Here is a 22,634-nt window from a genome sequence, read left to right as displayed (position 1 = left end):
CAGATAGCCTGCACCTATGCCGACCACGCCGACGCCGCCGTCCGCCGACGTCCTGCGCGCGTTCGGTGCGACGGCCCTCCCCGAACTCCTGCCCGGAGGACGGGGACTCACGTGGCGATCCGGCGACATCGTGCTGCGTCCCGCCGAGGGCGAGGCCGAGACGATCTGGAAGTCCGAGCTCCTCTCCACGCTGGTCCCGAACGCGCGCTTCACGGTGCCGCGACCTGTCGCCGCGCAGGACGGAACGTGGGTGCGGGGCGGCTGGCACGCGATGGAATGGATGCCGGGCCGCCCCGACGAGCACCGGGTCGACGACGTCATCCGGGCCGGACAGGCTTTCCACGAGGCCGTCGGCGCCGTGCCGCGTCCCGAGTTCCTCGACGAGGCGCACGACGCATGGAGCGTCGCGGACCGGATCGCCTGGAAGGAGCAGACCCCGCCCGCGGACGCCTTCCTGCGGGCGCTCATCTCGGAGTGCGGCGAGGTCACCGCTCCCAGTCAGATCATCCACGGCGACCTGCTCGGGAACGTGATGTTCGCGGACGGCCGTCCGCCGACGCTGATCGACTGGGCACCGCAATGGCGGCCCGCAGGCTTCGGCGCCGCCATCGCCGTGGCGGACGCGGTCTGCTGGCACGGCCTTCCGCTGACGGAACTGGCGAACGACCACGGCATCGCGCAGTGGCGCGAGCTCCTGCTGCGGGCGCTGGCGTTCCGCGTCACGACGCTGCATCTCCTCGGCTTCTGGAACGCCGAAGAGCTCGCCAGGCACACGCCGGTCGCCGACGCGATCATCCGACTCGGCTGAGTCCCCGGCCGACGGGCGAGGACCCGCGAGCCCCCGACCGACGGGCGGGAGCCCCGCGGAACGGCGGACGACGGCATCCCCCGCCCCGGGTCGAGGCGAGGGATGCCGCGGCGGCGTCAGACGCTGAAGCCGGGATGCGTCGCGAACGCGCCGTCGATGACGACGTTGGCCCGCTGCCGGGCGCGTTGGCGCAGCGCGCTGGTCGTGCGCGCGCCCTGCGCGAAGTACCACCAGAGGTACAGCGCGCCGTACATCCACGCCCCGTTGTAGTCCCACGTCGAGTCGGCGCCGCTCTTGCCGGCGCCGAACGTCGAGCCGGCCGGGAACTTCGCGTTGTGCGACTTGGCGCTGTGCCGCGACTCGTGCAGCAGCGTCTCGGCGCGCCCGGGGACGTCCTTGCTGTAGAAGAAGCCGAGGAACAGCTTCACCGTGCCGCCCGAGTAGCTCGCGATCGCGCTGCCGTCGCCGCAGAAGGCCCGCAGGTCGTCGATGTGCTCGCGCACGTAGCGCCGCGCCCAGTTGAGGCACGCACCCGAGTACGCGTCGTTCTGGTAGTCCTGCGCCGAGTAGGTCAGCGCGTAGCAGCCGTTGAACGCGCGGGCGAGCGGAAGCGACGTGTTGCAGGGGTCGTTCCACCCCCACCCGTTCACCCAGTAGTCCTTGTTGCCGCTGAACCCGTAGGTGTTCCAGAAGTAGTCGATGTAGATCTGGTTGCAGATGCTCGCCCCGTAGAAGTTGTCGCCCGTGGTGTTCTTGTCGGGAACCGGGGGTGCCGTGCAGGTTGCCATCGTCGTGTCTCCGTTCTTGTGTGTTCGTGGAAGGGATGCCGGGTCACTCGTCGAAAGGCGACGGCGCGTCCTCGCGCGGCCGGCGGCCCTTGCTCTCGACCTCGGCCTGGGGCGCCTCCTCGACGGGGATGCGCTTGATGTCGGCGATCCACTCCTCGCCGCGGTCGGCCAGGAGGGCTCGTGCTCGCTCGACCGCGCCGTCCGCGCCGCCGTCGACGAGCGCGAACCAGGCCGCGCGGCGCATGGCCACGTAGTCGGTGGCCGCGATCGAGTCCAGGAGCACCTCGGCGGTGTCGACGCCGCGACGCAGGAGCCGTGCCAGTCCCTCCATCGCGGTCGTCCGCAGGATCACCTCCTCGGTGACCGTGCTGAGCCCGTGCGCGGGATCCTCGGCCTTCTCCTCCGGCACCGGCCGGCGGACGAGGCCGGCGAGGTAGTCGGCGGCGACCGGGTTCTGCAGGTCGACGAGCAGCTGGGTGAGCGCCCAGCGCTCCTCGTAGGCGTCCTCCTCGGTCGCCTCCGCCGTCTTGGCGACGATCGCGACGAACTCGTCGTCGCGGCGCACCGCACGGATCAGCCGGCGGTAGTCGTCCTCGGCGCGCGCGCCGCTGGCGGTCATCACCGACAGCGCGTCGGCGACGCGTGCGTACACGCGTTCGTCCCCCGTGACGTCCGGGATCGTGCGGTGATAGCGCACGAGGACGTCGTCGCTGTCGTCGACGCGACGACGCAGTACGGGGATGTCATCTTCATTGGCCATGTCGACTCCTCACATCGGCGATTGGATGCTGAGAGGAGTGGCCGGCGCCCCGGCGTGATACAGGATGCCGTCACGGCCCGGCCATGCGGCCGATGAATCCGAGCGCGCTATGAAGAGGCGACGGGGCCCCCGATGCCGGTCTCGTTGCCGTCGGCGTCGTGGAACACGTACTTCCACACCTCGCCGTGCTTCTCGACGTCGACCGGCTCGAGTCCCCGCGCCGCGATCCGTGCGACCTCGGCGACCGGGTCGTCGACCCAGATCATGCCGACCGCACCGCCGGCGCGCTCCGGGTCGCGGATGATGTAGACGTAGCGGTCCTCGGCCAGCTGCCACACGGCTTCGACGTCGTTCGGGAAGAACGCCGGCTCGGTCCCGAGCAGCCGTCGGTACCACTCCAGCGCCCGCGCGAAGTCGCTGACCGCGATGCCCGCGAAGATCCCTACAGCCATGTCGGAACGCCTCCCTGCTCGCCGGGAGGAGTCCGGCCGGATCCCGTCCCGCTCCCCCACACCATACGGTGTGGGGCGGCCACGCCGGCGGCCGCAGGGACGCGACGACGACCCGTGCCACCGATGCCGTTGTATCAACGGGGGCACGGGACGACACTTCTTGGTATGGACGAAAGAGCGATGGCGCTCGACGCCGCCCACGCGGCGGCCCTCCGCTTCCTCGACTCCCTCGACGATCGACCGGTGTGGCCGCGCGCGAGCCTCGACGACATGGTCGCCGAGTTCGGCGGGCCGCTTCCCGACGAGGGGACGGATGCCGCGGAGCTCGTGGCCGACCTCGCCCGGCGCGCGGATCCGGGTCTGGTGGCCATCCCCGGCGGCCGGTTCTTCGGCTTCGTGATCGGCGGCACGCTGCCCGCGGCGCTCGCGACGGACTGGCTGCTGTCGGCGTGGGACCAGAACTCCGGATCGAGCACGATGACGACGGCCACGGTCGCGCTCGAGCGCGTGGCCGGTCAGTGGGTGTGCGAGCTGCTCGGGCTCCCGGCATCCGCCTCGGTCGGCTTCGTCACGGGCGCACAGCTGTCGAACTACGTGTGTCTCGCGACCGCGCAGCACGCCGTGCTGCGTCGCGCCGGATGGGACCTCACGCGCCGCGGCCTGCGCGGGGCGCCGGCCGTGCGGCTCGTCGTCGGCACCCACCGGCACGGCTCGATCGACCGCGCGGCGCGGTTCTGCGGCATCGGCGCCGACGAGCTCGTCATCGTGCCGGCCGACGGCGAGGGCCGCATGGTGCCGGCCGCTCTCACCGAGGCGCTCGGCGATCCCGACGGCACCCCCACGATCGTGTGCCTGCAGGCCGGCGAGGTGCACACCGGCGCGTTCGACCCCGTCGACGAGCTCGTCGCGATCGCGCAGCGCCACGACGCCTGGGTGCACGTCGACGGGGCATTCGGCCTGTGGGCGGCGGCATCCCCCGCCCTCCGGCACCTCACCGCGGGGATCGGCGACGCCGACTCGTGGACGACCGACGCGCACAAGACGCTCAACGTGCCGTACGACTGCGGCATGGCGATCGTCCGCGACCCGGCCGACTCGATCGCGATGTTCCGTACCGGCGGCGACTACCTCATGTACACCGGGCTCGACCCCTGGGACGTCACGCCGGAGCTCTCGCGGCGAGCGCGCGGCGTGCCCACGTGGGCGGCGCTGCGCGCGCTCGGCCGCTCGGGCCTCGCGGAGCTCGTCGAGCGGCTGCACGCCAACGCCCGGCGGCTCGAGGCGGGCCTGCGTCGCGTGCCCGGCATCACGGTCGTGAACGAGGTCGCGTACACGCAGGTCATGCTGCGCCTCGACGACGACGCCGCGACGCGGGCGCTCGGGGCCGCGATCCTCGTCGACGGCACCGCCGCGCTCACCGGCGCCGAGTGGGGCGGCCACGCCGTGCTGCGCTGCTCGATGTCGTCGTGGGCGACGACGCCCGACGACATCGATCTCACCGTCGCGGCGATCGCCCGACTCGCGGCGGAGGTCAGCGGGCGCGCGTGACCCGCGCGAGGAACCGCTCGTGGAAGCGGGTCTCACCGGTGACCTCGGGATGGAACGACGTCGCCAGGATCGCGTCCTGCTCCACCGCGACCACGCGCCCGTCGGGGAGCGCCGCGAGCACCTCGACGCCGGGGCCGGTCTGCTCGACGATCGGCGCGCGGATGAACACGGCGTGCACCGCCGGCTCCCCCAGCGCCGCGACGGAGAGGTCGGCCTCGAACGAGTCGACCTGGCTGCCGAACGCGTTGCGCCGCACGGTGACGTCGAGGCCGCCGAAGGTCTCCTGATCCCGGATGCCGTCGACCACGCGGTCGGCGAGCAGGATGAGGCCCGCGCACGTGCCGTACACCGGCATCCCGCCCGCGATCGCGTCGCGCACCGGCCGCTGCAGCCCGAACGCGCGCGACAGCTTGTCGATGACGCTCGACTCGCCGCCGGGGATCACGAGGCCGTCGACGGATGCCAGCTCCTCGGGCCGCCGTACGAGCACGACGTCGGCGCCGAGTCCGGTGAGGACGCGCGCGTGCTCGCGCACGTCGCCCTGCAGGGCGAGCACGCCGACGCGGGGACTCTGGGACACCCGGCCCAGGATAGCCGTGATCCGCGGCATCCTTCCGCGCGAGACGCGCGAAGGGGGGCCTGTCGGGGCCTCCCACCGTCCGTCCCGGCGGGTTAGCGTGGACAGGCGCCCGCCCACCGGCGGCGCGCCGCCCTCCCCGACCTCTTGGAGCCCGTCATGAGCACCGTCGCCGCCATCGTCGCCCCGTCCGTGGACGCCCCCCTCGAGCCGGGCACCGTCACGCGCCGTGAGGTCGGTCCGAAGGACGTGCTCATCGAGATCGTCTGGGCGGGCATCTGCCACTCCGACATCCACACCGTCCGCGGCGATTGGGGCCCGCAGCGGTACCCGCTCACGGTCGGCCACGAGATCGCCGGCGTCGTGATCGAGGTCGGCGGCGAGGTCACCCGTCACGCCGTGGGCGATCGGGTGGGCGTCGGCTGCATCGTGTACTCGTGCCGCGAGTGCGAGAACTGCCTCGCCGGCGAGGAGCAGTACTGCCTGCGCGGCATGACCGGCACCTACGGCGCCGTCGACCGCGACGGCACCGTCACGCAGGGCGGATACTCCACGCACATCGTCGTCGACGAGGACTACGTGCTGCGCCTGCCCGAGACGATCCCGTTCGAGAAGGCCGCGCCGCTCCTGTGCGCGGGGATCACGACGTACTCCCCGCTCCGGCACTGGAACGCGGGCCCCGGCACCCGGGTCGCGATCATCGGCCTCGGCGGGCTCGGGCACATGGCCGTGAAGATCGCGCACGCGCTGGGCGCCGAGGTCACCGTGCTCTCGCGCACGCTCGACAAGCGCGACGACGGGCTCGCCCTCGGCGCCGACCATTACTACGCGACCGGCGACCGGGCCACGTTCACCGAGCTCGCCGGCTCGTTCGACCTCATCCTCAACACGATCAGCGCGAAGCTCGACATGAACGCCTACCTGCGGCTCCTCAGCCGCAACGGCGCGCTCGTCACGGTCGGGGCATCCGCCGAGCCGATCCGCATCTCGGAGTTCACGCTGCAGGCGGGCCGACGCTCGCTCGCCGCGTCGGGCATCGGCGGCATCGCCGAGACGCAGGAGATGCTCGACTTCTGCGCCGAGCACGGCGTGGCCCCCGAGGTCGAGATCGTCACCGCCGACCAGGTCAACGAGGCGTGGGACCGTGTGCTCGCGTCCGACGTCCGCTTCCGCTTCGTGATCGACGCGTCGACGTTCGCCGCCGCGGGCTGAGCCGCCGCGGCCGCGATCGTCCCCGCGGTCCGCTCCGCCTTCACCCGGCGCACTTCGTCGCGGATGCCGCGTCGTGCGACCATACGCGCCAAGCGAACCCGCCGCCGGAGACGCCGCCGGGCGCTACCGGTCGGTGGTGAGCACGGCGTCCTCGCGCTCGGGCCGCCCGACGAGGACGCGCACCGCCCCCGCGACGGCGGCGAGGACGAGGAGCCCCACGACGACGAGGATCGCCGAGCGCAGTCCGTAGTGCTCGCCGAGGAAGCCGAGCGCAGGCGGGCCGACGAGGAACGCCAGGTAGCCGGCCGTGGCGACCGCGCCCACCCGCTCGGCGGGACGATCGGGGTCGTCGCCGGCGATGGAGATCGCCACCGGGAACCCGAGGGACGCCCCGAGACCCCAGAGCGCGACCCCGGCGACGACGGCCGCGGGGTGGTCGACGAGCGCGACCAGCGCGATGCCGATCGCCGACGTCACGACGCTGGCCAGCAGCGCGCCCTGCTTGCCGACCCGCGCGATGACGAGGTGCCCCGAGAAGCGCCCGATCGTCATGACCGTGGCGAAGGCGGCGAAGAACGCCGAGCCCAGGGTCTCGGAGAGACCCAGCCCGTCGACCATGATCAGCGGCAGCCAGTCGCCGGCGGCGCCCTCCGCCAGCGCGAGCGCGAGCAGCACGACGCCGAGCAGCAGCAGCGCCGGATCGCGCCACACGCTCGCCCGCGCGCCGGCGGCCTCGGCCGCATGGGCCGACCCGACGGCCTTGCCCACGCCGGCGACGAGCCCGCGCGACCCCCACAGCGCGAGCGCGACCATGAGCAGCGCGCACCCCGCGAGGTGCCACATGACGGGCACGTCCGTCGCGGTGAAGAGGATGCCGAAGAGCGCGCCGACCAGGGTGCCCAGGCTGAAGCATCCGTGCAGGGCGGGGAGGACGGAGCGCTCCAGCCGCTTCTCGACCTCGGCGCCGTCGACGTTCAGGGCGACCTCGGCGACGCCGCATCCGAGGCCGAAGAGCATGAACCCCACGAACACCCCGGCCGCGATGCCGAGCCCCGCGGCGACACCGGTGACGGCGACTCCGGATGCCACGACCCCGCCGCCCAGCAGGATGATCGAGCGCGAGCCCGCGCGCCGGACCAGCGGCGCGGACGACAGCACGCCCGCCATCGCCCCGACCGAGGCGCCGAGCAGCAGGAGCCCCATCTGCGCGGTCGACGCCTCGAGCGAGTCGCGGATCGCCGGGGTGCGCGTGACCCACGAGGCCATCCCGACTCCCATGCTGAACATGAACGCGAACAGCGACAGCCGCCAGCGGCGCACTTCGGGAATCGTCACATGTACGATCGTACATGTTGCTGTACGATCGTACGCGTGACGGACTGCTTCACGAGGGATGCCCGCACGCGGCGCGAGCGCGTGCTCGCCGGCGGCCCGGTCGATCCCTACCGCGTGGCGCGGGGGGACTGAGCGACGTGTCCGAGCGGGAGCGCGCGAGCGGTCAGGCCGATCCCGGCCGCCGGGACCGCATCATCGACGCCGCGCTCGAGGTCATCGCCGACCGGGGCGTGGCCGGCACATCGCATCGCAAGGTCGCCGCGGCCGCCGGCGTCCCCCTCGGGTCGATGACCTATCACTTCTCGGGCATGGACGAGCTGCTGCACGAGGCGTTCAGCCGCTTCGCCGATCGCGGCGCGGAGCGCTTCGCCGCGCGCATGGCGCAGACGCGCGACCCGGCCGGGGCGCTCGACGCCATCGTCGACGGGATCGTCGCCGACATCCCCGCGAGCGGCTCCGACGAGCAGGTCGTCCTCTACGAGCTCTACACCCTCGCCGCGCGCGATCCCGCGTTCCGGGACATCACGGAGCGCTGGATGGCCCGCGCGCGCGAAGCGCTCGAGACGCACTTCGACCCGCGCACGGCGCGGCTGCTCGACGCGCTCGTCGAGGGCCTCGCGGTCCATCGCACGCTCGACCGCGACCCCGCCGACGTCGCCGACATGATCGACGGCATCCGGCGCATCGCACGCCCCTGAACCCCTCCGCCGCCCGCCGCCGCGGCGCGCGGCATCCCGAAAGGTCCACTCATGTCCTCAGCTCCCGAGACTGCCGACCTGCGGCCGGTCACCGCGGAACGACTCGTCGCCGACCTCCGCACCCTCGGCGTGCCCGAGGGCGCGCCCGTCATGGTGCACACCTCCCTGCGCGCGCTCGGCTGGGTGATCGGCGGTCCGCAGGCCGTGCTCGAGGCGCTCAGGGCCGCCGTCGGCCCGCACGGGACCCTCGCGATGCCGACCCAGTCGTGGCAGCTCTGCGACCCGGCCATGCTGCAGGAGCTGCCCGAGGAGTGGTGGCCGACGATCCGCCAGCACCTGCCCCTCTACGATGCGGCCACGACGCCCAGCCAGACCATGGGCGCCGTCGCCGAGCTGTTCCGCACGACGCCCGGCGCACGCCGCAGCCCGCACCCGCACCGCTCGATCACCGCTGCCGGTCCCGAGGCGGAGCGGATCACGGCGCGGCATCCGCTCGACTCGCCCGCGGGCGAGGAGTCGCCGCTCGGCGCCCTCGTCGCGCTGGACGCGTGGGTGCTGCTCCTGGGCGTCGACGCGGCGAAGGCGACGATCCTGCACCTCGCCGAGCATCGCGCCGACTACGCGGGCAAGCGGAGCGTGCCGAACGGCGTCGCCATGCTCGTGGACGGCCATCGGGAATGGACGACATGGGAGGAGCTCGACGTCCACGACCACGACTTCGTCGACGTCGCCGCCGCGTTCGCCGCGGAGACCGGCCTCGTGCGGTCCGGCCGCGTCGGTGAGGCGGCGGCGCACCTGCTGCCGGCCCGCGCGCTCGTGGAGTTCGCCGCGGAGTGGTTCACCGCGCACCGGTGAGCCTGAGGACGCCCTCGCCGGACCGCGCCCGGTCCGCCACCGGCGCAGGGGCATGAGGCGTGAATCGCGAGGCCCGCTCCGGCGCGGGACGACTCATCGACGACGGGCGTGCTCCGCCGACTCGTGCGGCGTGGCGGCGAGGCTGGCCAGCAGCCTCAACCGGTCTGCGGTGGGGCTGCCGGGCTCGGCGGTGTAGGCGAACATGAACCAGTCCGGATTCGCGGGCAGGTCCATCGCCTCGTAGACGAGCTCGAGGTCGCCGACGTCGGGATGGTGGATGCGTTTGACGCCGGTGCGGTGGTGCCGGACGTCGTGCGCTCCCCACCGCGCGCGGAACGCGTCGCTGCGCGTGGCCAGCTCGCCGACGAGGTCGGTGAGCCGCCGATCGCGCGGATGCTGCCCGGCATAGGTGCGCATCGTCGCGACGATGTCGTCGGCGCTTCGCTCCCAGTCGGGGAAGAAGTTCCGGGCCGCGGGGCTCAGGAACATGAAACGGGCCGTGTTGCCGCGCCCGTCGGCGTCGTCGAGCACCGGACGGTACAGCGCCCTGCCGAGCGCGTTGGCGGCGATCATGGTCATTCGCCGATCGCGCACCCACACGGGAGCACCGGTGACCGCGTCGAGGAACCGCTGGAGGCTCGGCCGCACCGTCTGGTCCGCGCGCGGCGCGCGCCGCGCGGGCGGCCGCGGGTCGGCGGCGCGCGCGAGGTCGTGCAGGTGGTCGGTCTCGGCCTCGTCGAGCAGCAAGGCGCGGGCGACGGCGTCGAGGATCTCGGGAGCGACGCCGCGCAGATCACCGCGCTCCATCTTGGCGTAGTAGTCGACGCTGATGCTCGCGAGCATCGCGACCTCCTCGCGGCGCAGCCCGGGCACGCGCCGCCGTCCGCCGCCGATGATGCCGGCGCGCTCGGGCGTCAGCCGGTCGCGGCGCGTACGGAGGAACTCGCCGGCCTCGCCTCGCTGGTCCATGTCGTCAACGCTATGCCCGTCGCCCCGCGCCTGACGCGTACCACCGGTACGCGGTTCGACCGTGCGGTCCGCGCCTCCGCCGGTGGACGGCTCCGCCCGGCCGGCCCGTTCGGCCGAGGGGCCGCGCGCGCCTACCAGCCGCGCTCGGCGAGCCGGTGCGGTGCGGGGAGGTCCGAGACGTTGATGCCGACCATGGCCTCGCCGAGGCCGCGCGAGACGTCGGCGACGACCTTCGGGTCGTCGTAGAACGTCGTCGCCTTCACGATCGCCGCCGCGCGCTGCGCCGGGTTGCCGCTCTTGAAGATGCCCGACCCGACGAACACGCCGTCGGCGCCGAGCTGCATCATCATGGCGGCATCCGCGGGCGTCGCGACGCCGCCGGCGACGAAGAGCACGACGGGCAGCTTGCCGGTCGCGGCGACCTCGGCGACCAGCTCGTACGGCGCCTGCAGCTCCTTCGCGGCGACGTAGAGCTCGTCGGGGGTCTTCGAGCGCAGCACGTTGATCTCGCTCGTGATGGTGCGGATGTGCCGCGTGGCCTCGGACACGTCGCCCGTGCCCGCCTCGCCCTTGGAGCGGATCATCGCCGCGCCCTCGGTGATGCGGCGCAGCGCCTCGCCGAGGTTCGTCGCACCGCACACGAACGGCACCGTGAACCGCCACTTGTCGATGTGGTTGACGTAGTCGGCGGGCGAGAGCACCTCGGACTCGTCGACGTAGTCGACGCCGAGCTCCTGCAGCACCTGGGCCTCCACGAAGTGGCCGATGCGGGCCTTCGCCATGACCGGGATCGACACCGACGCGATGATGTCGTCGATGAGGTCCGGGTCGCTCATGCGCGCGACGCCGCCCTGCGACCGGATGTCGGCGGGCACGCGCTCGAGGGCCATGACGGCGACGGCGCCGGCATCCTCCGCGATCTTCGCCTGCTCGGCCGTGACGACGTCCATGATGACGCCGCCCTTCAGCATCTCGGCGAGTCCGCGCTTCACGCGCCCCGTGCCGACCTCGTTGGTGCGTGCGTCGTCCGTCACGATCCTTCTCCTCGATACATCGATCCAGCCAATGGATGCCATTGGCATAGGCCAAACGATAGCACGACCCCGTACACTCGACCCGGGAGGCGGAATGGACGGGCTCATCGTCGGCGCGACCGCGTCGGAGATCGCGGACAGCGTGCGGGACCTGCGCGAGCGCGGCGCGCTCCGCGCGGGCGAGGCGCTCCCGCCGGTGCGCACGCTCGCCGACCGGCTCGGCGTCAACCGCAACACCGTGGTGGCCGCCTACCGTCACCTCGCCCAGGCCGGCCTGGTGACCGCTCTCGGACGCGGGGGCACGCGCATCGCCGACCCCACCCCGGTCGCGCAGGAGGGCTTCGCCCCGGGCAGCGTCCTGCGCGACGTCGGCTCGGGCAACCCGGATGCCGCGCTCATCCCCGATCCGGCATCGGCGCTGGCCGCCGTCGTCGGTCGCCCGGTCCTGTACGGCGAGCCCGTGATCGACGCGGCGCTCGAGGCCTGGGCGCGGCCCTGGATGACCGCCGACCTCGATCCCGCCGACGTGCGGCTCACCGTCACCTCCGGCGCCGTCGACGCCGTCGAGCGCCTGCTCGCCCAGGCCCTCACGCGCGACGACGCGGTCGCGCTCGAGGATCCGTGCTGGCTCGCGGGCCTCCACACCGTGCGCCTCGGCGGCTACCGACCCCTCCCGGTTCCGGTGGACGACGAGGGCATGACCGTCGCGGGTCTGCGCGACGCGCTCGCCCAGGGCGCGCGCGCGGTGGTGTGCACGCCGCGCGCGCAGAACCCGACCGGAGCGAGTCTCACGGCCGAGCGCGCCGCGGCCCTCCGCGCGGTGCTCGCAGACCATCCCTACGTGCTGGTCATCGAGGACGACCACTTCTCGCTGCTGTCGGAGCGTCCCTTCCACGGCATCGTCGGCCCGGAGCACCGTCGCTTCGCCCTCGTGCGGTCGGTGTCGAAGTTCCTCGGCCCCGACATGTGCGTCGCGGTCACCGCGTCCGACCCCGAGACGGCCGCGCGGCTCGCCCAGCGCCTCAGCCCGGGCACGACGTGGGTGAGCCACCTGCTGCAACGGCTCGCCCACGCGTTGCTGGCCGATCCCGGGGTCGTCGCGCAGCTGCGCGAGGCGGCCGCGCACTACGCCGGGCGCAACGCCGCGTTCGCGGAGCGCCTCGCGGCGCACGGCCTCCGCGCGATCCCGGGCGACGGACTGAACCTGTGGCTCGAGCTGGCGGCGCCGGCGCGCGCGGTCTCGGAGCAGCTCATGCGCCGCGGCTGGCTCGCCCGCACGGGCGACGAGTTCGTGCTCGACGGCTCGCCGTCGCGCCACCTGCGGCTGACGGTGCACGAGCTCGACGACGCCGACGCCGAGCAGCTCGCGACCGACCTCGCGGCCGCCGTGCGCGCCGCCGCGACGGCGAATGGGAGGATGGACCGGTGAAGATCCTCTCCATCCAGTCCGCCGTCGCCTACGGTCACGTCGGCAACTCCGCCGCCGTGTTCCCGCTGCAGCGCATCGGGGTCGAGGTGCTGCCCGTCTACACGGTGAACTTCTCCAACCACACCGGGTACGGCGCGTGGCGGGGTCCGCTCATCTCCCCCGACGACGTGCGCGCCGTCATCACGGGCATCGAGGAGCGCGGCGTCTTCCCGCAGATCGACGTCGTGCTCTCGGGCTACCAGGGGTCCGAGGGCATCGCCGACGTCATCCTCGACGCCGTGGCCCGCGTGAAGAAGGCCAACCCCGGCGCCCTCTACGCGTGTGACCCGGTCATGGGCAATGCGAAGAGCGGATGCTTCGTCGCTCCGGCCATCCCGATCCTGCTGCGCGACCGCGTGGTGCCGGCGGCCGACCTCATCACGCCCAACCAGTTCGAGCTCGGCTACCTCACCGGCACCGAGCCGCACACCCTCGACGAGACGCTCGCGTCGGTCGACCTCGTCCGCGCCACGGGCCCGAGCGCGGTGCTCGTGACGAGCGTGGAGCGCCCCGACCGCGTGCCGGACACGATCGAGATGCTCGCGGTCACCGACGACGGCGCCTGGCTCGTGCAGACCCCGCACATCCCGATGAAGGCCAACGGCTCGGGCGACGTCACCGCGGCGCTCTTCACGGCGCACTACCGCGCCACCGGCGACGCCGCCGACGCGCTCGCGCGAACCACGTCGAGCGTCTACGACCTGCTGCAGCGCACCTACGCCTCGGGCGAGCGCGAGCTGCAGCTCGTGGAGTCGCAGGAGGCATATGCCCACCCGCGCATGCAGTTCGAGGTCCGCCAGGTCCGCTGACCCCGCTAGAGCACCTGCGAGGGGCTGCGCACCTCGAGGCCCTCGGCGCGCGGTGCGTCGGCCTGACGCGCATCGATCCTGTGGTGGACACGCTGTCCCGACGCTCAGACCTGCCCTGGTCCCTTGCTGAAGAGGCCGATGAGCCCCGCCGTGATCCCACTGACGATGACGAGCAGAGATGTCGCATCTCCGCCCTCCTTCACGATCGGAATCGCACCGGAAGCCAGCACGACCCCCACAACGAGCAGCCCGAGGATCAGAAGGGTCCAAAGGGTCAGCTTGGCCCAGTCGGTGGTCGGAAAGAAGTTGGCGTTGCCCGCCTTCAGCTCCTTCTTCGCTTCTCGCGCCTCAGCGGGGTTGAGTTCTCGGAGAACATTCACCGCGTCTCTTGTCGCATCTTCCATCGCATCCTCACTATCATCCACAGCGGGCCCCGGACCTCGGCCGGACCCGCACAGCGCGTTGCTGCGTGTGCCGGTCAGGCGATCACGTCGTATCGAAAGGCGACGAAAGCCTCGTAGTGGCCTCCGCCGATGTTCGCTGAATCTCTCACGGGAAAGTTCTGGACGCCGGGGCCGAATCCTACGTTTCGCGCAGCTGCGGTCGCCGCGTGAGACAGATCGATGACAAGCACCGGCGGGCTGTAGCTCCGAGAGCCATCGTCTGCTCTGGTCTGTCCGATCGGCCGGTCACCGGCCTCCCCGACGATGTCCTTGCCGACCCGCCAGACGGTCGGCAGGAACGTGGCGAGCGAGCCCGCGACACTCCCCGCAATGGCGAGGAAGGGCAGGAGTGGAGTTCCCGCCGTAGCGACGGTTGCGATTCCAGCAGCGATGGCTCGCGCACTGGCAATCTCATCGTCGCCCCACGTCCAGTCGAGTTCCTTGTCGTTGTCCCACTCCCAGACGCCCGGCACGACGGTGAGGATCCCCCGAAGTCGATCCGCTCGTCCCACCCACTCCCAGATCACTATCGGCAGGGGTCGGCGCGCATTTCCGGAGGGGGCATGGAGTGGCTGCGCCATGTCGAAGGGACCGTGCGGGAACGGCGCGAAGTCACCGTTCGCGATACCTGCATACGGATGGGCGGAGCTGGTTCCTCTGTCGGGCCTGCCCGGACCGAGGACATGACGGCGCTGACCGTACACGAGTGAACGGCACTGCCTCTTCGGCTCGAGCTCTTGTCCGGTCGTGTCGGCTCGGACGACGGTCGCAGTCATGAAGATCTCGTCGCCGCTGCCGTCGACCTCGAGCGCATGGTCCCAGGTCTGGCGCAGGCAACGGAAGCCCATCAACACCACCCGCGCTCGAACGGTGGGCACGAAAGCCGGCTGCGGGCTGCTCGGGGCAGGCCGTGAAGGCCCGCTGCCGGACGAGGGAAGGGGGAGCGGAAAGGGGCGCGCAAGAGACGCTTGTCCCGCGAGGGCAGGGTATCGCGCGACGTCGTGCGCGGCGTCGGCGAGCCCGAAGTCCAGCTGCACGCGACGCTGGCTGTCCCTCACCGCTCTGGCGAAGAGCTCCTCGTTCCGTTGGTAGCTTTCGGCATCCTCGTGGTCCATCATCTACTCCTGACGTGCATCGGAACGCGTGAGATCACGCACGCTACGCTCGCCGCTGAAGGCCATCGATACGCGATTGTGCGTACATCACGCCCCCAGTAGCGTGAGCGCCATGCGCAGCGTGGACTCGCGTGTGAGCGATTGGGTCGATCTCACCGCGCACATGCTCAGTCAGGCGAGCCCGTCGTTCCCGTTGGAGGAAGTCAGCTCGGGCCTGCTGCACACATTTCAGTGCCGCGCTGCTTACCTCCGAGAGGAGTGCGCTGCCGGTGTCGTTCGTCTCTCCGTGTTCGCACGGAATGGAGAGACGTTCAACGGACACACTCTCGAAGGCGTGAAGAGGCTCATGAATGAAGCGGTCAATTCATCGATATACGCCGCACATCCCTTGATCGTCTGGTTTCGCACGGTGGGAGGAGAAGGCCCGCAATCGGCCCGCCGCGTGCCGAATGCGCTGGGTGCCCGACCGGGATTCGACGCCGCGTTCGAGGTTCTCCACGAGGTCGGCGCCGATCAACAGCTCGAGTTCCCGCTTCCACACCGACCTGGCCTCATCCTGGGCCTAGGTGTCGTGCGTGACGGGGCAGAGGACTACTCGCGGGAGGATCTTGCCGTCGCGGCCCGCATCCGGCCCCTGTTCAGCGGACTGTACCGGCAGTCGAGAGTGCTCCAGAAGCTGGTCGCACCTCAAGAGCTGCCAGACCTCGGACTCACTGGACGAGAGCTCGCCGTCCTCGCCCTGCTCGCGAAAGGCTGCACGGCCGCGAGCATCGGATGGACGCTGGGCTGCTCGCCTCGGACGGTGCACAAGCACCTCGAGCACATCTATCGCAAGCTGGGAGTGAGCGATCGTGTCAGCGCGGTTCTGGTCGGGCATCGGATCGACCTGTTGCCCGACACACGCCGTCTCTAGGCCGGCCAGGCATCGGCGACGGTGCGGCGCACGTCGCCGAGCAGCTGCGGCAGCGCCTTCGTCTTCGCGATGATCGGGAAGAAGTTCGCGTCGCTCGCCCATCGCGGCACGATGTGCTGGTGCAGGTGCGCGTCGACCCCGGCCCCGGCGACGACGCCCTGGTTCATGCCGATGTTGAACCCGTGGCAGCGCGACACCGACCGGAGCACCCGCATGCCGACCTGCGTGAGCTCGCCGATCTCGGCGACCTCCTCCGCCGTCGCCTCGTCGTAGGTCGGGATGTGACGGTACGGGCAGACGAGCAGGTGCCCCGAGTTGTACGGGAACAGGTTCAGCAGCACGTACGCGGTCACGCCGCGGTGGACGATGAGGGCGTCCTCGTCGGAGCGCTCCGGCGCCGCGCAGAACGGGCACACGTCGCGCAGCGGCTCGGGCCCCGCCTGGATGTACGCCATCCGGTGCGGGGTCCACAGCCGCTGGAACTCGTCGGGGACGCCGGCGAGCGTCGCGGCGTCCTCCACCTCATTCATGCGAGGTCGTCCGCCGTGTCGACCAGGCGCTTGTCGGCGATGGCCGCGACGATGCGCGCGATCGCGTCGTCGACCGGGATGCCGTTGGTCTGCGACCCGTCGCGGAAGCGGAACGACACGGTGCCGGCCGAGCGGTCCTGCTCCCCCGCGATGAGCTGCAGCGGCACCTTCTGCGTGGTGTGCGTGCGGATCTTCTTCTGCATGCGGTCGGCGGAATGGTCGACCTCGGCGCGCACGCCCTCGGCGCGGAGCCGCTCGACGATGCCGTCGAGGTAGTCGGCGTACTCGTCGGCGACCGGGATGCCGACGACCTGCACCGGCGACAGCCACACCGGGAAGGCGCCCGCGTAGTGCTCCAGCAGGATCGCGAAGAACCGCTCGATCGAGCCGAACAGCGCGCGGTGGATCATGACCGGGCGGTGCTTCTCGCCGTCGGGGCCCATGTACTCCAGCTCGAAGCGCTCGGGCAGGTTGAAGTCGAGCTGCACCGTGGCGAGCTGCCAGGTGCGGCCGATGGCATCCTTCGTCTTCAGGTCGATCTTGGGACCGTAGAACGCCGCCTCGCCGGCGACCTCGGTCAGCTTCAGCCCGGACGCCTGCGCGACGCGCCGCAGCGCGTCGGTCGCCATCGTCCAGTGCTCCTCGTCACCGATCCACTTCTCCTTCTCGTCGTCGCGCATCGACAGCTCGAGCTCGAACTCGGTGAGCCCGAAGTCGCGGAGCATCGACAGCACGAACTCGAGCACGCGGGTCGCCTCGTCCTCGAGCTGGTCGGGGGTGACGAACAGGTGCGAGTCGTCCTGGGTGAAGCCGCGCACGCGGGTCAGGCCGTGCAGGGCGCCGGACAGCTCGTAGCGGTACACGGTGCCGTTCTCGTACAGCCGCATGGGCAGGTCACGGTACGACCGCGCCCGCTCGCGGTAGATGAGGATATGCATCGGGCAGTTCATCGGCTTGAGGTAGTAGTCGACGCCCTGCTTGGTCACCTCGCCCGCCTCGTTGCGCTCCTCGTCGAGGTGGATCGGCGGGAACATCCCCTCCTTGTAGGTGACGAGGTGGTTCGACTCGATGAACAGGTCGCGCTTGGTGATGTGCGGCGTGTACACGTAGGTGTAGCCGCCCTCGCGGTGGCGCTTGAGCGCGTGCTGCTCCATCTCCTGACGGATGATCCCGCCCTTCGGATGCCACACCGACAGGCCCGACCCGATCTCCTCGGGGAACGAGAACAGGTCGAGCTCCTTGCCGAGCTTGCGGTGGTCGCGCTTGGCGGCCTCCTCGAGGCGCTGCTGGTAGGCGCGCAGCTCGTCCTTGGTCGGCCACGCGGTGCCGTAGATGCGCTGCAGCTGCGGGTTCTTCTCGCTGCCGCGCCAGTAGGCGCCGGCGACGCGCGTGAGCGCCCAACCATTGCCGACCATGCGGGTCGACGGCACGTGCGGTCCGCGGCACAGGTCCTTCCAGGCCACCTCGCCGTCGCGACGGACGTTGTCGTAGATGGTCAGCTCGCCGGCGCCGATCTCCACCGAGGCGCCCTCGGCCGCGTTCGCGCCCGAGCCCGGGCCGCCGGCCAGGTCGATCAGCTCGAGCTTGAACGGCTCGCCGGCGAGCTCCCGGCGCGCCTCGTCCTCGGTCACGACGCGGCGGACGAAGCGCTGGCCCTCGCGGACGATGCGCTCCATCTCCTTCGCGATCGCCTTGAGGTCGTCGGGGGTGAACGGCTCGTCCACGCCGAAGTCGTAGTAGAAGCCGTCGACGATGGGCGGGCCGATGCCGAGGTTCGCCTGCGGGCGCACGCGCTGCACCGCCTGGGCGAGCACGTGCGCCGACGAGTGGCGCAGGATCGACAGGCCGTCGGGGCTGTCGACGAGCACCGGCTCGACGGCATCCGTCTCGGTGACGACCGTCGCGAGGTCCTTGAGCTCGCCGTTGACGCGGAGCGCGATCACGGACCGGTCGGGGAACAGGGCGAAGCCGTCGGCCGGGAACGACACGGCAGACGGCGAGACGTCGTTGATCAAGGGAACTCTCCAGAAGGGTCGGAATCCAGGCTATCGCTCAGCTTCGGGCGCTTCGTGCCCTGCCCGCTCAGGCCCGGAGCGTTCGCGTGTCGCTCACGAGGAGCGAGACGTCGAGCCGGCGGAGTTCCATCCCGCCATGATACGCGTCACCCGGGCGCGCGGCGGGCGTGCCCCTGGGAGCACGCCCGCGGCGCGATCAGAGCGTGCAGGTGTCGCTGAGCTTCTGCCCCGCGGTCTGCATGGCCTCCGTGGCCTCCTGGATCTCCGCGGACTTCGCGGTCATCACCGTGAGGTCGCCGTTGGCGACGCCCTCGAAGACCTTCGCGAACTTGTCCATCGAGTCGCCGAACTCGTTCAGCGCGTCCTTGACCTCGGTGTTCGAGACCTCGTCCGCGGCCTCCCCGAGACGGGTCTTGAGCGAGTTCATGACCTCGACGATCTTGCTGAAGTCGCCGGCCGCGGCCTCCGACATGGTGGTGCTCATGTCGTCCTGGAACTCCTGCACGTACTCGCTCGCGATCTGGCAGGCGTCGGCGGTGGACTGGGCGGTCTCGGTCGGCTCGGTGCTCGCGTTCGACGTGCATCCGGTGAGGGATGCCACACCGAGTCCGGCGGCGAGGACGAGGGCGGCGATGGGTTTGCGCATGGATGACTCCTGGGTGCGGGTGGCTGGGGCCACGAGATACAAGGACTGGGGGGTCAAGAGAGGGTCAGATCGACCTGGATCTCGTCGGCGAGCTGCTCGAGCTCGGCGACGATGGGCGCCGTGTCGGCGTCGTCGGGCACGCGCACGACGAGGGTGGCCTCGAACAGCGTGCCGCCGGCCATCGGCGCGTCGAGCGTGCGGCTCGTGAGCGCGTCGATGCTCAGCGCGTGCGCGCGCACGGCCGTGGTGACGTCGCGGACGATGCCCGGTCGGTCGTTCCCGAGGACGGTGAAGGTGAGCTGACGGCCGTGGTCGGCGGCGGATGCCGTCGCCCCGGCGTGCACGACGACCCGCAGGAGCCCGTCGAGGGCCTGGAGCGCCGTGACGAGCTCGGTCTCGCGATCCCGCGGGACCGAGACCAGCACGATGCCGGCGAAGGCGCCCGCGAGCTCGGCGAGCTCGCTGCGCTCCCAGTTGCCGCCGTGGGCGGCGACGGTGTCGGCGAGGGCCTCCACGAGACCGGCGCGGTCGTCGCCGACGACGGTCAAGACGAGTTGGGCCATGACCCGAGCCTAGCCGTGCACCCTCCGCGTTCCCTCGGAGCGCGGCCGGCCGGTCGTTGCCGCGCCCGTCGCGACCCTGCATAGTGAGGGCATGCGCGAGCTCACCGCCGACGACCTGGGCCTGCTCCTGTCGGTCTTCGCCGTCCTCCTGATCGCCTTCGGCATCGACTTCCACCTGTCCCGCCGCGCCGCGCAGCGCCACCGCGGGCGCGCGCTGTTCTTCGGGGTCGTGAGCGTCGTCGGCGAGTCGATGACCGCGATCGCGCTGGTGCTCACGTGGGTCTCGCTGTGGAGCCCTGCGGCGTGGGAGCGGATCGACGACCTGCTGGTCTTCGTGCCGGGCTCGATCGCGGTGGTGTGCGCCGTGATCCTCACCGGCGAGAAGACGTTCGGACGGCTGGCCGCGATGGCCGGCCGCTCGTCGGAGTCCCGGCCGTGACGGCCGACGCGCGCGCGCTCGTCGACGGCATCCGTGCACGCCTGCGCGAGGCTGCCGACCCCGCGCGCGCCGCCGGGCAGCAGGCGTATATGAAGTCCGCGATGCCGTTCCTGGGCGTGCGGGTGCCGGACGCGCGGCGCATCGCCCGCGCGGCGGCGAAGGGCGAGTCGGATGCCGCGACCCTGCGCGCCGCGGCGCTCGAGCTGTGGGACGACGCCGGCCATCGCGAGGAGCGGTACGCGGCCCTCGCGCTGCTGGGCCTCGGTCCGTTCCGCGGCGACCCCTCGATCGTGCCGGTCGTGGAGCACCTCGTGCGCACCGGACGCTGGTGGGACTACACCGACGAGCTCGCGCACCGGCTCGCCGACCTGCACGACGACCGTCCGGCCGAGACGGCCGTGCTCGTGCGGCGGTGGGCTCGCGACGACGACTTCTGGATCCGGCGCATCGCGATCCTCTCCCAGCTCGGCAGGGGCGATCGGGTGGATGCCGGCATCCTCGCCGACACGATCGAGCCGAACCTCGCCGACCGCGAGTTCTTCGTCCGCAAGGCGATCGGATGGGCGCTGCGCGAGTACGCGCGCGTCGAGCCGGAGTGGGTGCGGGGGTTCGCCGACACGCACGACCTCAGCCCGCTCAGCCGCCGCGAGGCGCTGAAGCACCTGTAGCGGGCGTGGTCTCGGCCGGCCGTCGCTCGCCGTGCGGCATCCCGGGTCAGCGCTTGGTGCTCGCAGCCTCGCGCGCTGCGCGGCGGCCGACGAGGAACCACCAGGCCGAGCCGATGACGGGCAGGCAGAGCGCGATCAGCGCCCACGTGAGAGAGCCCACGTTCGTGAGGCCGCGCGTGCTGCGAGCGATCGAGACGAGCGCGCCGATCGTGAACGCGAGGACGGCGATCGCGACGACCGCCCACAACACCTCGTTCATGATGCCGAGCCTAGTCATCGCGCCTCCCGCGCGCCCCGGCGGCGACGAGCCTCGCAGAATCGCGCGTACTTCGCAGGATCTCGGCGGAATCCTGCGAAGTACGCGCAGAACTGCGACGTTCGTCGTCCCCGCGGCGGCGGCGCACGCCGGCCTGGTCGTCGGGGCGCCGGCCTGGGACCATGGAGCATGGCCGCGTCGCCGCGCTCCCCCACGCCGGCGGACCTCCGCGCCTGCCTCTCCGAGACGCCGCGGGTCGTGGCCACGGCATCCGGACCCGTCGAATACGCCGAACGCGGAGACGGCGAGGCGGTCCTGTCGGTGCACGGCTCGTTCGGCGGCTGGGAGCAGGGGCTCGTCGGGGCCGAGTTCCTGCGTCTGAACGGCTTCCGAGTCATCGCCCCGAGCCGGCCCGGCTACCTCGGCACTCCCCTGTCGACCGGACGCACGTTCGCCGCGCAGGGCGACGCGCTCGCCGCGCTGCTCGATGCGCTCGGGATCGACCGGATCACGGTCTTCGCGGCGTCCGGCGGCGGCCCCGCCGCCTATGAGCTCGCGTCGCGGCATCCCGACCGCGTGCTCCGTCTCGTGCAGGTGGACGGCGTCTGCATCCCGGGCCGCGTTCCCCCGGGCGCCCGTCTCGCCGCCCGCGACGCGGTCACGAAGGGCGAGCTGTGGCTCCTCCGCCACGCCCCGAGAGCCACGCTGTCGGCGCTGCTCCGCGCGATGGGCAGCTTCTCGACACGGGATGCCGCGCGTCGGGCCGCGATCATCGCCGCCGATCCCGCGCGCGTCGCGACGCTCGAGACGGTCCTGACCACGTCGCTCGGCGCGGCGCGGCGTCGCGCGGGCCTCGTGAACGACCTGACGCCGTTCACGCCCGCGGTGCTCGAGCGCATCACGTGCCCGACGCTGATCGTGCACGCGCGGTCCGACAAGGCCGTGCCGCCCGTCAACGCCGAGTACGCGCACGCTCACATCGCCGACTCGGAGCTGTACTGGATCGACGGCTCGCACCTCGCCTTCGCCCTCGAGGCGGGCGACACCGCGCCCGCCTACGTCGTGCAATGGCTGCGCGGCGGCGGGTCTCGCCCGTGACGAAGCCGAGGATGCTCCCGACCGCCCGCGCGCTCCGCGGGGGAATCGGGCCGTGAAACAGAAAACCCCCGGCTGACCGAGGGTTTCAGATGGTGGGCGATACTGGGATCGAACCAGTGACCTCTTCCGTGTCAGGGAAGCGCGCTACCGCTGCGCCAATCGCCCCGAGTACTGCTTCCGGTCGGGACCGGGAGTGTGGAGGTGGCGACGGGATTCGAACCCGTGTAAACGGCTTTGCAGGCCGGTGCCTAGCCGCTCGGCCACGCCACCGTGTGGTTCGACCCACGTGTCGTGATCTCTCCGAGAAGAGATCCCCGCACTCGAGCGGATGACGAGACTCGAACTCGCGACCCTCACCTTGGCAAGGTGATGCGCTACCAACTGCGCTACATCCGCGTGCCCCCTGGTTGCCCCGGGCGCCTGAACGACTGTATCCCACGATCGCGGCTGCGCCAAACTGAGACCGGTGTGTTTCGCCTCCGGCCAAGGGGTTCGGATGCCGGTTCGTCGGGCGCCCCGGCATCCGGTAACATCGGTACTCGGCCCGCACGGGTCGACGGGCGATTGGCGCAGTTGGTAGCGCGCTTCCTTCACACGGAAGAGGTCATCGGTTCGAGTCCGGTATCGCCCACCAC

At 71.6% G+C, this 22,634-nt stretch carries 25 protein-coding genes and 4 tRNA genes; 12 read left to right on the top strand and 17 right to left on the bottom strand.

What is annotated here, in order from left to right:
- Positions 1–16 precede the first annotated feature (16 nt).
- Entirely contained in the window at positions 17–808 is a 792-nt protein-coding gene (locus tag WML84_RS04145; RefSeq protein WP_347344877.1) for a hypothetical protein, read from the top strand.
- 116 nt (positions 809–924) lie between these two features.
- Here WML84_RS04145 and WML84_RS04140 read toward each other — a convergent pair whose 3' ends face one another.
- The 3 genes from WML84_RS04140 to WML84_RS04130 all read right to left on the bottom strand — a co-directional run bounded on the left by WML84_RS04140 (position 925) and on the right by WML84_RS04130 (position 2,808).
- The gene (locus WML84_RS04140) at positions 925–1,596 is read right to left on the bottom strand and encodes a hypothetical protein (protein WP_347344876.1); all 672 of its coding nucleotides are present in this window, start codon (positions 1,594–1,596) and stop codon (positions 925–927) included.
- Positions 1,597–1,639: 43 nt separating this feature from the next.
- On the bottom strand, positions 1,640–2,356 hold the full coding sequence (locus tag WML84_RS04135) for a hypothetical protein (protein ID WP_347344875.1): 717 nt from the start codon (positions 2,354–2,356) through the stop codon (positions 1,640–1,642).
- 107 nt (positions 2,357–2,463) lie between these two features.
- Entirely contained in the window at positions 2,464–2,808 is a 345-nt protein-coding gene (locus WML84_RS04130; protein ID WP_347344874.1) for a VOC family protein, read from the bottom strand.
- Between the two features lie 165 nt (positions 2,809–2,973).
- Between WML84_RS04130 and WML84_RS04125 the strand changes: the two genes are divergently transcribed.
- Positions 2,974–4,356 carry an aminotransferase class V-fold PLP-dependent enzyme gene (locus WML84_RS04125; protein WP_347344873.1) on the top strand — a complete coding sequence of 461 codons (1,383 nt, stop codon included), beginning with the start codon at positions 2,974–2,976 and terminating at the stop codon, positions 4,354–4,356.
- Here the strand turns inward: WML84_RS04125 and pdxT are convergent.
- Positions 4,340–4,936, bottom strand: a complete 597-nt coding sequence (gene pdxT / locus WML84_RS04120) for a pyridoxal 5'-phosphate synthase glutaminase subunit PdxT (RefSeq protein ID WP_347344872.1) — start codon at positions 4,934–4,936, stop codon at positions 4,340–4,342. The two genes, WML84_RS04125 and pdxT, sit on opposite strands and share 17 nt — an antisense overlap.
- Before the next feature lie 156 nt (positions 4,937–5,092).
- Here pdxT and WML84_RS04115 point away from each other — a divergent pair, with 156 nt between their 5' ends.
- Positions 5,093–6,145, top strand: coding sequence for an NAD(P)-dependent alcohol dehydrogenase (locus WML84_RS04115; protein ID WP_347344871.1), 1,053 nt, complete (start codon positions 5,093–5,095; stop codon positions 6,143–6,145).
- A 123-nt stretch (positions 6,146–6,268) separates the two neighbouring features.
- On the opposite strand, the gene WML84_RS04110 is transcribed toward WML84_RS04115, so the two are convergent.
- The gene (locus WML84_RS04110) at positions 6,269–7,480 is read right to left on the bottom strand and encodes an MFS transporter (RefSeq protein ID WP_347344870.1); all 1,212 of its coding nucleotides are present in this window, start codon (positions 7,478–7,480) and stop codon (positions 6,269–6,271) included.
- 137 nt (positions 7,481–7,617) lie between these two features.
- Here WML84_RS04110 and WML84_RS04105 point away from each other — a divergent pair, with 137 nt between their 5' ends.
- Together WML84_RS04105 and WML84_RS04100 are read left to right on the top strand one after the other, a co-directional pair.
- Positions 7,618–8,178 carry a TetR family transcriptional regulator gene (locus WML84_RS04105; RefSeq protein WP_347344869.1) on the top strand — a complete coding sequence of 187 codons (561 nt, stop codon included), beginning with the start codon at positions 7,618–7,620 and terminating at the stop codon, positions 8,176–8,178.
- 51 nt (positions 8,179–8,229) lie between these two features.
- The gene (locus tag WML84_RS04100; RefSeq protein WP_347344868.1) at positions 8,230–9,033 is read left to right on the top strand and encodes an AAC(3) family N-acetyltransferase; all 804 of its coding nucleotides are present in this window, start codon (positions 8,230–8,232) and stop codon (positions 9,031–9,033) included.
- A gap of 93 nt (positions 9,034–9,126) precedes the next feature.
- Here the strand turns inward: WML84_RS04100 and WML84_RS04095 are convergent, their stop codons facing one another.
- Together WML84_RS04095 and pdxS are read right to left on the bottom strand one after the other, a co-directional pair.
- Positions 9,127–10,002: a helix-turn-helix transcriptional regulator gene (locus WML84_RS04095; RefSeq protein WP_347344867.1), complete on the bottom strand. Its 876-nt coding sequence runs from the start codon at positions 10,000–10,002 to the stop codon at positions 9,127–9,129.
- Positions 10,003–10,133: 131 nt separating this feature from the next.
- Positions 10,134–11,039, bottom strand: a complete 906-nt coding sequence (pdxS, locus tag WML84_RS04090) for a pyridoxal 5'-phosphate synthase lyase subunit PdxS (protein WP_347344878.1) — start codon at positions 11,037–11,039, stop codon at positions 10,134–10,136.
- Between the two features lie 91 nt (positions 11,040–11,130).
- Between pdxS and WML84_RS04085 the strand changes: the two genes are divergently transcribed.
- Together WML84_RS04085 and pdxY are read left to right on the top strand one after the other, a co-directional pair.
- Positions 11,131–12,465, top strand: a complete 1,335-nt coding sequence (locus WML84_RS04085) for an aminotransferase class I/II-fold pyridoxal phosphate-dependent enzyme (protein WP_347344866.1) — start codon at positions 11,131–11,133, stop codon at positions 12,463–12,465.
- Positions 12,462–13,313, top strand: a complete 852-nt coding sequence (pdxY, locus tag WML84_RS04080) for a pyridoxal kinase PdxY (RefSeq protein ID WP_347344865.1) — start codon at positions 12,462–12,464, stop codon at positions 13,311–13,313. The genes WML84_RS04085 and pdxY overlap by 4 nt, the downstream gene beginning before the upstream one ends.
- 104 nt (positions 13,314–13,417) lie before the next feature.
- On the opposite strand, the gene WML84_RS04075 is transcribed toward pdxY, so the two are convergent.
- Together WML84_RS04075 and WML84_RS04070 are read right to left on the bottom strand one after the other, a co-directional pair.
- On the bottom strand, positions 13,418–13,717 hold the full coding sequence (locus tag WML84_RS04075; protein ID WP_347344864.1) for a hypothetical protein: 300 nt from the start codon (positions 13,715–13,717) through the stop codon (positions 13,418–13,420).
- A 74-nt stretch (positions 13,718–13,791) separates the two neighbouring features.
- Positions 13,792–14,871: a hypothetical protein gene (locus WML84_RS04070; RefSeq protein WP_347344863.1), complete on the bottom strand. Its 1,080-nt coding sequence runs from the start codon at positions 14,869–14,871 to the stop codon at positions 13,792–13,794.
- A gap of 112 nt (positions 14,872–14,983) precedes the next feature.
- Between WML84_RS04070 and WML84_RS04065 the strand changes: the two genes are divergently transcribed.
- Positions 14,984–15,784 carry a LuxR C-terminal-related transcriptional regulator gene (locus tag WML84_RS04065; RefSeq protein WP_347344862.1) on the top strand — a complete coding sequence of 267 codons (801 nt, stop codon included), beginning with the start codon at positions 14,984–14,986 and terminating at the stop codon, positions 15,782–15,784.
- On the opposite strand, the gene WML84_RS04060 is transcribed toward WML84_RS04065, so the two are convergent.
- The 4 genes from WML84_RS04060 to WML84_RS04045 form a co-directional block, all read right to left on the bottom strand.
- On the bottom strand, positions 15,781–16,314 hold the full coding sequence (locus WML84_RS04060) for an HIT domain-containing protein (RefSeq protein ID WP_347344861.1): 534 nt from the start codon (positions 16,312–16,314) through the stop codon (positions 15,781–15,783). The two genes, WML84_RS04065 and WML84_RS04060, sit on opposite strands and share 4 nt — an antisense overlap.
- Positions 16,311–18,329, bottom strand: coding sequence for a threonine--tRNA ligase (gene thrS, locus WML84_RS04055; protein ID WP_347344860.1), 2,019 nt, complete (start codon positions 18,327–18,329; stop codon positions 16,311–16,313). The genes WML84_RS04060 and thrS overlap by 4 nt, the downstream gene beginning before the upstream one ends.
- Positions 18,330–18,525: 196 nt before the next feature.
- Positions 18,526–18,975, bottom strand: a complete 450-nt coding sequence (locus WML84_RS04050) for a hypothetical protein (protein WP_347344859.1) — start codon at positions 18,973–18,975, stop codon at positions 18,526–18,528.
- A gap of 53 nt (positions 18,976–19,028) precedes the next feature.
- Complete coding sequence (locus WML84_RS04045; RefSeq protein WP_347344858.1) at positions 19,029–19,538, bottom strand: ACT domain-containing protein; 510 nt, start codon at positions 19,536–19,538, stop codon at positions 19,029–19,031.
- Between the two features lie 91 nt (positions 19,539–19,629).
- Here WML84_RS04045 and WML84_RS04040 point away from each other — a divergent pair, with 91 nt between their 5' ends.
- Together WML84_RS04040 and WML84_RS04035 are read left to right on the top strand one after the other, a co-directional pair.
- Complete coding sequence (locus WML84_RS04040; protein ID WP_347344857.1) at positions 19,630–19,977, top strand: hypothetical protein; 348 nt, start codon at positions 19,630–19,632, stop codon at positions 19,975–19,977.
- Positions 19,974–20,645: a DNA alkylation repair protein gene (locus WML84_RS04035; RefSeq protein WP_347344856.1), complete on the top strand. Its 672-nt coding sequence runs from the start codon at positions 19,974–19,976 to the stop codon at positions 20,643–20,645. Before WML84_RS04040 ends, WML84_RS04035 begins: the two co-directional genes overlap by 4 nt.
- A 46-nt stretch (positions 20,646–20,691) precedes the next feature.
- On the opposite strand, the gene WML84_RS04030 is transcribed toward WML84_RS04035, so the two are convergent.
- The gene (locus tag WML84_RS04030) at positions 20,692–20,904 is read right to left on the bottom strand and encodes a PLDc N-terminal domain-containing protein (protein ID WP_347344855.1); all 213 of its coding nucleotides are present in this window, start codon (positions 20,902–20,904) and stop codon (positions 20,692–20,694) included.
- Between the two features lie 186 nt (positions 20,905–21,090).
- On the opposite strand from WML84_RS04030, the gene WML84_RS04025 reads away from it, so the two are divergent.
- Positions 21,091–21,999, top strand: coding sequence for an alpha/beta hydrolase (locus tag WML84_RS04025; RefSeq protein WP_347344854.1), 909 nt, complete (start codon positions 21,091–21,093; stop codon positions 21,997–21,999).
- A 90-nt stretch (positions 22,000–22,089) separates the two neighbouring features.
- Here WML84_RS04025 and WML84_RS04020 read toward each other — a convergent pair.
- The 3 genes from WML84_RS04020 to WML84_RS04010 all read right to left on the bottom strand — a co-directional run bounded on the left by WML84_RS04020 (position 22,090) and on the right by WML84_RS04010 (position 22,395).
- A tRNA-Val gene (locus WML84_RS04020) sits at positions 22,090–22,164 on the bottom strand.
- Between the two features lie 31 nt (positions 22,165–22,195).
- Positions 22,196–22,269, bottom strand: a tRNA-Cys gene (locus WML84_RS04015).
- Positions 22,270–22,322: 53 nt separating this feature from the next.
- Positions 22,323–22,395: transfer RNA gene (locus tag WML84_RS04010), tRNA-Gly, on the bottom strand.
- A gap of 162 nt (positions 22,396–22,557) precedes the next feature.
- Between WML84_RS04010 and WML84_RS04005 the strand changes: the two genes are divergently transcribed.
- Positions 22,558–22,633: transfer RNA gene (locus WML84_RS04005), tRNA-Val, on the top strand.
- Position 22,634: the final 1 nt, after the last annotated feature.

The organism is Microbacterium sp. (genome assembly GCF_039812165.1).
Classification (GTDB): domain Bacteria; phylum Actinomycetota; class Actinomycetes; order Actinomycetales; family Microbacteriaceae; genus Microbacterium.
Note: the sequence above shows the minus strand (reverse complement) of the source record. Positions and strands in the feature narration are given on the sequence as shown.